General features: G+C 64.8%; 6 protein-coding genes. 5 read left to right on the plus strand and 1 reads right to left on the minus strand.

Translation table 11 applies throughout. The features are described 5' to 3' along the window. Positions 1 to 499: 499 nt before the first annotated feature. Positions 500 to 1,846, minus strand: a complete 1,347-nt coding sequence (gene tig / locus BV106_RS04915; RefSeq protein WP_038161382.1) for a trigger factor — start codon at positions 1,844 to 1,846, stop codon at positions 500 to 502. 190 nt (positions 1,847 to 2,036) lie between these two features. Between tig and BV106_RS04920 the strand changes: the two genes are divergently transcribed. From BV106_RS04920 to BV106_RS04940, 5 genes are all read left to right on the plus strand, one after another. Further along, complete coding sequence (locus tag BV106_RS04920) at positions 2,037 to 2,555, plus strand: hypothetical protein (RefSeq protein ID WP_038161385.1); 519 nt, start codon at positions 2,037 to 2,039, stop codon at positions 2,553 to 2,555. An 87-nt stretch (positions 2,556 to 2,642) separates the two neighbouring features. Continuing rightward, entirely contained in the window at positions 2,643 to 3,404 is a 762-nt protein-coding gene (locus BV106_RS04925) for a type III pantothenate kinase (RefSeq protein ID WP_038161388.1), read from the plus strand. Positions 3,405 to 3,507: 103 nt separating this feature from the next. Next, positions 3,508 to 4,449, plus strand: coding sequence for an ROK family protein (locus BV106_RS04930; protein WP_038161391.1), 942 nt, complete (start codon positions 3,508 to 3,510; stop codon positions 4,447 to 4,449). A gap of 218 nt (positions 4,450 to 4,667) precedes the next feature. Beyond that, the gene (locus BV106_RS35065; RefSeq protein WP_051945107.1) at positions 4,668 to 6,317 is read left to right on the plus strand and encodes a serine/threonine-protein kinase; all 1,650 of its coding nucleotides are present in this window, start codon (positions 4,668 to 4,670) and stop codon (positions 6,315 to 6,317) included. A 33-nt stretch (positions 6,318 to 6,350) separates the two neighbouring features. After that, positions 6,351 to 6,776: hypothetical protein (locus tag BV106_RS04940; RefSeq protein ID WP_038161393.1), on the plus strand; the 426-nt coding region annotated here is incomplete at its 3' end.

Genomic DNA, 6,776 nt, shown 5'->3' on the forward strand with positions numbered 1-6,776 from the left:
GGCGGGGGACATTCCTGTCCCGGTCGGACGCGCTGCCCCTGACGTAGCAGACCTCATCACGATCATAAGCCGCAACACGCTGCGCCCCTCCGCTGCCAAAGCCGACGGGGACCGTCGGACTACGCCTGCGGCGGCAGCTAAGAGTAGTGCTAGGCTTTAGCCTGGCGTTCGTACCGCTCGGCCACGCGACTGAACAGGCTGAAGCCTGTGACTAGTTTGCTCCGCGCCTCCAGCACGGCCCGCTTCGCTGGAGGCGGCCTTCCATGCGTGAGCTCAGGTCTTGTGTCTTCAAGTCTTGCGTCTCCGCGCAGCGGTAGAATGTCCCTCACTCCGTTTACTGACCAACCCGCCCCGCGCCCCCTCCCCTGCGCCAGCTCAGTTCAGGTCTGATGTCTGGCGTCTGGCAGTCTTGTGTCTCTGCAAAGCAGCAAGGCCACCCCGTCTCCGGAGTGGCCTTGCCAAAAAATCACCTAACTAACTTTTCACACCCGATCCCGACTCAGTGTCCGTGATCGTGGCCGCAGTCTTCTTTCTCGGCTTCCACTTCTTCCACCACAGCGTTTTCCTTGAGGAAGCGGATGGCGTTCTCAATCAAGAGGTCCTCGCGGAGGCGCTCGATGAGGTTGTTCTTTTTGGCGTCCTGGAGGAGCTTCTTCGGGGTCACCTTCTGGCGCATCGCGATCTGGGCCAGCGCCATGCGGAGCTGGTCTTCGCTCACGCGGAGGTTTTCCTTCTTGGCCACTTCGCCAAGGATGAAGCTCACCTTCACGTTCTGGCGGGCCTGCTGGGTCGCGGCGCTCACGATCTGCTCCTGGGCGTCCATGATCTGGCCCTGGTCCATGCCCTGGTTCAGCGCGTTGCGGGCGATGTCGTTCGTGCGGCGCTGGGCTTCGCGGTTCACCACTTCCTGGGGAAGTTCGAACTCAAGCTTGTCGGCGAGGTGGGCGATCACCTGGTTGGTGCGCTCATTTTCGCGGTTCTGCTCGCGACGGGCCTGGATGCTGTTTTTCACCTCGGTGCGCAGGCGCTCGAGGTCCCATTCCGGGTTCAGCTTCTTGGCGAAGTCTTCGTCCAGCGCAGGCAGCACGCCTTCTTTCACGCCTTCCACGGTGGTGTGGAAAGTCACCACCTGATTGCGCAGGGCTTCATAGGGGAAGTCCTCGGGCAGCGTCACGGCGATGTCGCGGGTGTCACCCTTCTTGGCGCCCACCAGACCGGCGTAGAATCCGGGCAGGAAGTTCTCTTTCTCGCTGAGCTGGAACCAGTTGCCGTCGATCTTCTTCAGATACGCAGGAGCGTCGGGGTGAGTCTCTTCCACGGGCTTGCCGTCGAAGGAGCCCGTCACCTGCAGCACCGCGTAGTCACCCAGCTGAGCCTCGCGCTCCACGTCGGTGAAGGTCTGGTAGCGCTCACGCAGGTGGAGCAGGTCGTGGTCCACATCGGCATCGTCCACTTCCACTTTGGCCAGCTTCACCGGGATGCCCTTGTACTCCGGCAGTTCGAACTGGGGCACCGTGCTCACCTCGATGGTGAAGGTGTAATGGTCGTCGCCATGGAGGGCCTGGTCACGCACGTTCAGCACGCTCAGGATGTCGGCGTCACCGCGCTTGGAGGCCTCGTTGTAGCCTTTGCGGACCAGGGCGGTCTCCAGCTCTTCGCGGATCTGGCCTTCATACTTCTTGGCCACGACAGCCTTGGGGGCCTTGCCGGGGCGGAAGCCGGGGAGACGGGCAGAGCGGGCGTAGTTGGCCGTCACGTCCTCGCGCTCACGCTGCACATCGGCAGCGGGGATCTCGATACGGTAGACGGCACGGCAGTTGGGCTGGGACTCAAACGTGATGTTCATGACGGGAAGCGAAGGGGGAAACACAGGCCGCAACCGCGCACGCGGCGGAGGGGGGCGGTGATGGTATTCAGAAAATCAAGCTTGGCAAACAGGAAACAGCCGCCTGGGGTCCGGCTCCCTCGCGCGCGCCCGCTGGCCCACCCAGAGAAGAACGCTGGATTTTACCCCGCATCGACCCCAAGGTGCGGCCATGAATCTGCTCAAACGCCTCGAACTGTGGGTGCTGCTCGCCATCATCGTGGCTGGTCTCTCCTATGTGTTCCTCTCCGGCCCCGGTGACTCCGGTGATGAAGACGGCTCCGGCGGAAACTCAGGAACGCCCGCCGCCGCCAGCGATGCCCCGCTGAAATTCCACCGCGCTGTGGCCGAGCGGGACTACGGCAACGTCCGCCTGGATCTGGAAGTACGGGTGAAAAACGACTCCGCCGACAAGCTGGCCCTGCACGCCCCGGAAGTGCGCCTGCTCACCTCCGGCGGGCGGGAGATCCCGAGCTTCTTCCTCGCCTTTGACGCCATCCCCCAGGTGCCGGCCAAGACCACCCAGGACGTGCAGCTCCGCTACTGGCTGGAGGCGGCCGATCTGAAACAAGGCCTGACCCTGGAAGTGCAGGGCCGCACCCTGGAGGTGAAGAGCTCCACCCCGCTGGACATCGAGGCCCTGAAGAACGGCGAGAAGACCACCTTCACCCGCGTGGACTGGAAGCCCTGATCTCCTCTGATCCGCCCCGGCTCCCGCCTCCGCTCCCCAGCTCATACCCGGCCCTGCCTGCCAGGCGTACTCCCCTCTCATTCTGCCATGTCCTCGTCCTCCTACCTGCTCATTGATGTCGGCAACGGCCGCACGAAGTTTGGTCTCGCCACGCCGGACGCCATCCTGGAGCAGCGGGACACCCCCACCTCCCTGCTGGTGGCAGATACCACCCGCGCCCTGGCCACGGTGCTCACCGGCTGGGCCTATGATAAGGTGGTCGTCTCCTCCGTGGTGCCCGATGCCACCGAGCGCCTCCAGGCCCACTTCGGCAGCCAGATGCTGAACCTGCGGCACGACATCCCCCTGGGCATCGGCATCCGCTACCCCAAGCCAGAATCCATCGGCGCCGACCGTCTGGCCAATGCCGTGGCCCTGGCCTCCCTGCACGGAGCCCCGGGCATCGTCATCGATTTCGGCACCGCCGTGACCTTCGACATCGTGGAAGCCGACGCCGCCTACGTGGGCGGCGTCATCGCCCCCGGCCTGCGCCTCATGACGGACTACCTGCATGAGCGCACCGCCCTGCTCCCCCAGGTGGAGTTGCGGGAGCCGGACTCCGCCATCGGGAAGTCCACCGTGGGCGCCATCCTCGCCGGGGCCGCCATCGGCTACCGCGGCATGGTGCGCGGCATCCTGGAAAAGCTCCGCGAGGAGATGGGCAACCCGGCCACCCTGCACGTGGTGGCCACCGGCGGCGATGCGGCATGGATCGCGTCACGCCTGCCAGAGATCGCACATGTAGAGGGTGACCTCACCCTTCACGGACTGCGCATCGTGGCCAATCTGCACGCCCGCCAGCCCTCCTGAGCGCGGCGGGGAATGCCACGGTGGCGCTTGCAACTCGTGGAAAATGCATTAATCCCAGCGCTCGCATTTTCAAAACTCACTACTTCCTTATCTTTCTGATCCTATGAGTGATTCGGCTCCTGTCGCCGTTGGCGTGGACTTCGGTGGCACCTCCATCAAGCTGGGCGTGTGTCGTGGAGCCGATCTCCTGGAAGTGGATGAGCCGATCCCGACGCAGGGACATGACGGCCCCGTGGCCCTCATCCGCGTGATGGCGGACCGCATTGCCAAGCTGCAGGAGCGCCACCCGGAAATCTGCGCCGTGGGCGTGGGCGTGCCCGGCCTGGTGGACTTCGACAACGGCTTCGTGCACGTGCTGACCAACGTGCCCGGCTGGAAGGAAGTGCCCCTCAAGCAGATCCTCAGCGAGATGACCGGCCTCCCCACCGTGGTGGAAAACGACGCCAACGCCATGGCCTATGCCGAGTGGCGCTACGGCGCGGGCCAGGGCCTGCGCAATGTGGTGGCCCTCACCCTCGGCACCGGCGTGGGCGGCGGCCTCATCCTCAACAATGAGCTCTACCGCGGCAGCCAGTTCTCCGCGGGCGAGATCGGCCAGATGAGCGTCCACTACCAGGGCGTGCACGGCCACTACGGGAATCTCGGCGCCCTGGAGAAGTACGTGGGGAACAACCAGATCGCCGAGTACGCGGTGAAGGTCTTCGCCCAGGCTGGTCTCGGAAAGACCGTCGCCGACTGCACCCCGCGCGCCATCGCGGAGGCCGCCCAGGCAGGCGACCCCGTGGCCATCCAGATCTGGCATGACATCGCCGAGTGGCTCGGCACCGCCCTGGCCAGTGTGGCCTGGCTGCTGAACCCGGACGCCTTCGTCATCGGTGGCGGCGTGGCCCAGGCAGGCGCCCTCCTTTTTGAGCCCCTGCAAAAGAAGATGCAGTCCATGCTCTCCACCGTCGTGTGGGAGGGGCTGAAGATCCTCCCCGCCCGGTTCAGCAACGAGGCCGGGATCATCGGGAACGCCGCGCTCGCAGGCGACTCCGTGGCCTAGTCCACCCCCTCCAGCTCAGGGATGCGGTGCCCTCGCGGCACCGTCGCTATGGTTTTCATCTGCGTAGATTCGCAGGCTTTTCCCGGTATTTTCGCGGAGAAAACTCTTGTCTTCACGAGCAGGAATTCTAATTTCTGAGTCCAGTAATACAGCCACAGCACCGCGGACACCTCTGTGCCGCAAGGCTGCTCACCGCGCCGGGCGGTGTTCCTCTCGTCATGAACCCAGAGCCACAGGACGCGGACGACCCATTCCGACTGGCAAGATTCGACCCTCCTTCGATCGATGAACTCAACCGGCTGATCCCGGACTACGAGTTCATCTCTTTCATCGACCGGGGCGGCATGGGGGCCGTGTATCAGGCCAAGCAGAAGGCGCTGGACCGCATGGTGGCCGTCAAGATGCTGCCCCCGGCCCTGGGGAGCCGCCGCGTCTTTGTGGACCGTTTCAAGCGCGAGGCCCGCATCTTGGCCCGGCTCAGCCATCGGCACATCGTCTCCCTCTACGACTACGGGGAGGTCCCCGGAGGCGGCAGCATCTTCTACGCGATGGAGTACGTGAAGGGGACGAACCTGCGGCACCTCATGCGGAAGGGGGACATGTCACCCCGGCAGATGCTCAGCATCGTCACCCAGATCTGCGATGCGCTCCAGTACGCCCACCACAAGAACGTCATCCATCGCGACGTCAAACCGGCCAACATCCTCATCGACGAGCAGGGCAATGTGAAGGTCGCAGACTTCGGCCTCGCCAAAAAGCTCGGGCTCGACGCCGACAAGCAGGGCCTCACCTCCGCCAGCGATGCCCTGGGCACGCCGGACTACATTGCGCCAGAGGCAATGACCCGGGACCAGCATGTAGACCACCGGGCAGACATCTACTCCCTAGGCGTCATGCTCTATGAAATGCTCACCGGCAGCGTGCCGCGCGGCCTGGGCTGGGACCCGCCCTCCCGCGCCGCCGGGGCCGATGCCCGGCTGGATGCCGTGGTCAGCAAGGCGCTCCAGGCCAACCCCAAGAAACGCTTCCAGCAGGTCAGTGAGGTGACGCGGGCCCTGGAAGGCGTGCTGAAGACCGGCCCCATCAAGCAGGCCGACCGCGGCCCCTTCTCCCGCGTGGACGCCGGTGCGGCGACCCTCCCCTACGCCCACCTGCCCGCCCCCGGGCCGCTGCCACCCGCCCACCGCCGCGTCAAGGCATGGGGCGGCGGCGTCATCGCCCTCTTCATGCTCGTCGCCAGTGGGAAGATGGCCATGGACGGCACTCTGATGCAGTTCTTCGCCCCCGGGCCCACCCCCACCCCCTTCCTGCCCGAAGCCCCCGCCCTTCCTCCGGTGAACCCGCGGGAGGCGCAGCGCTCCCTCGCCGAGTGGGTCATCAACCACGGCGGCATGATCAACATCAGCCTGACGGACGATGCTGCCGGTCTGGCGGCACAGGCCGGCCGCCCGATGGGGGACAAGGCTGACATCCGCGAGATCGCCAGCCTTCCTAAAGGCGACTTCGAAGTCTGGCGGGTGAGCGCGGCGCAATGCGACTTTTTCAACGACGACGACATGGCCGAGTTGATCCGGCACTGCGAGCGCGTCGACACCGTCAACAATCTCAATCTGCACGGCACGCAGATCTCCCCCTCCAGCCTCGCGCTCCTCATCAAGCTGGCCCCCCACCTGACCCATCTGCGCCTGACCAGCACCAGCGCGTTTACAGAAGAGAGCGTTCATTTTCTGAAGGCGTGCACCAACCTCACGCATCTTTTTATCACCACTTCCGCGTCGGATCCCATGAACCTGGACGTCGCTGAAGACATGCGATTGGTACAAAAGATGCAGGAATTTCTGCCAAACTGCCGCATTGCTGTGGAGTAACTGAAGTTCCTGAAGTACATTATCTCCGCCCAGATGAAGAACGCCAGCCACCTACTGACCGAGGGTCGTCGTGTCCGTCGCCCGTCCCTGCCTGCCAAACTGAAAGCACGCGCGATCACCCTCCCCCTGCCGCAGAAGACTACCGCCAGCACCCCGCAGTCGCTCCAGGCAGCCACTGCGGCAGCGACCGTGATGGCGGTGGTGCCCAGCGGCACCAGCATGACCAGCCGGCTGTTTTCCTTCGGCTCCACGCCCAAGACCCTGCTAAGCACCGAGACCGTGCGCTCCACGGCGAGTGGCAAGAAAGGCCGCGTGCTCTGGATCGGTGATGCCGTGGTCCCCACCGGCTTCGGCACCGTGACCCACTCCGTGCTGGAGCACCTCTGCCAGGACTGGGACGTGGTCGTCTCCGGCGTGAACTACGACGGCAGCCCCCACTCCTACCCCTACCCCATCCTG

The sequence above is a fragment of the Verrucomicrobium sp. BvORR106 genome (genome assembly GCF_000739655.1).
GTDB lineage: Bacteria > Verrucomicrobiota > Verrucomicrobiia > Verrucomicrobiales > Verrucomicrobiaceae > Verrucomicrobium.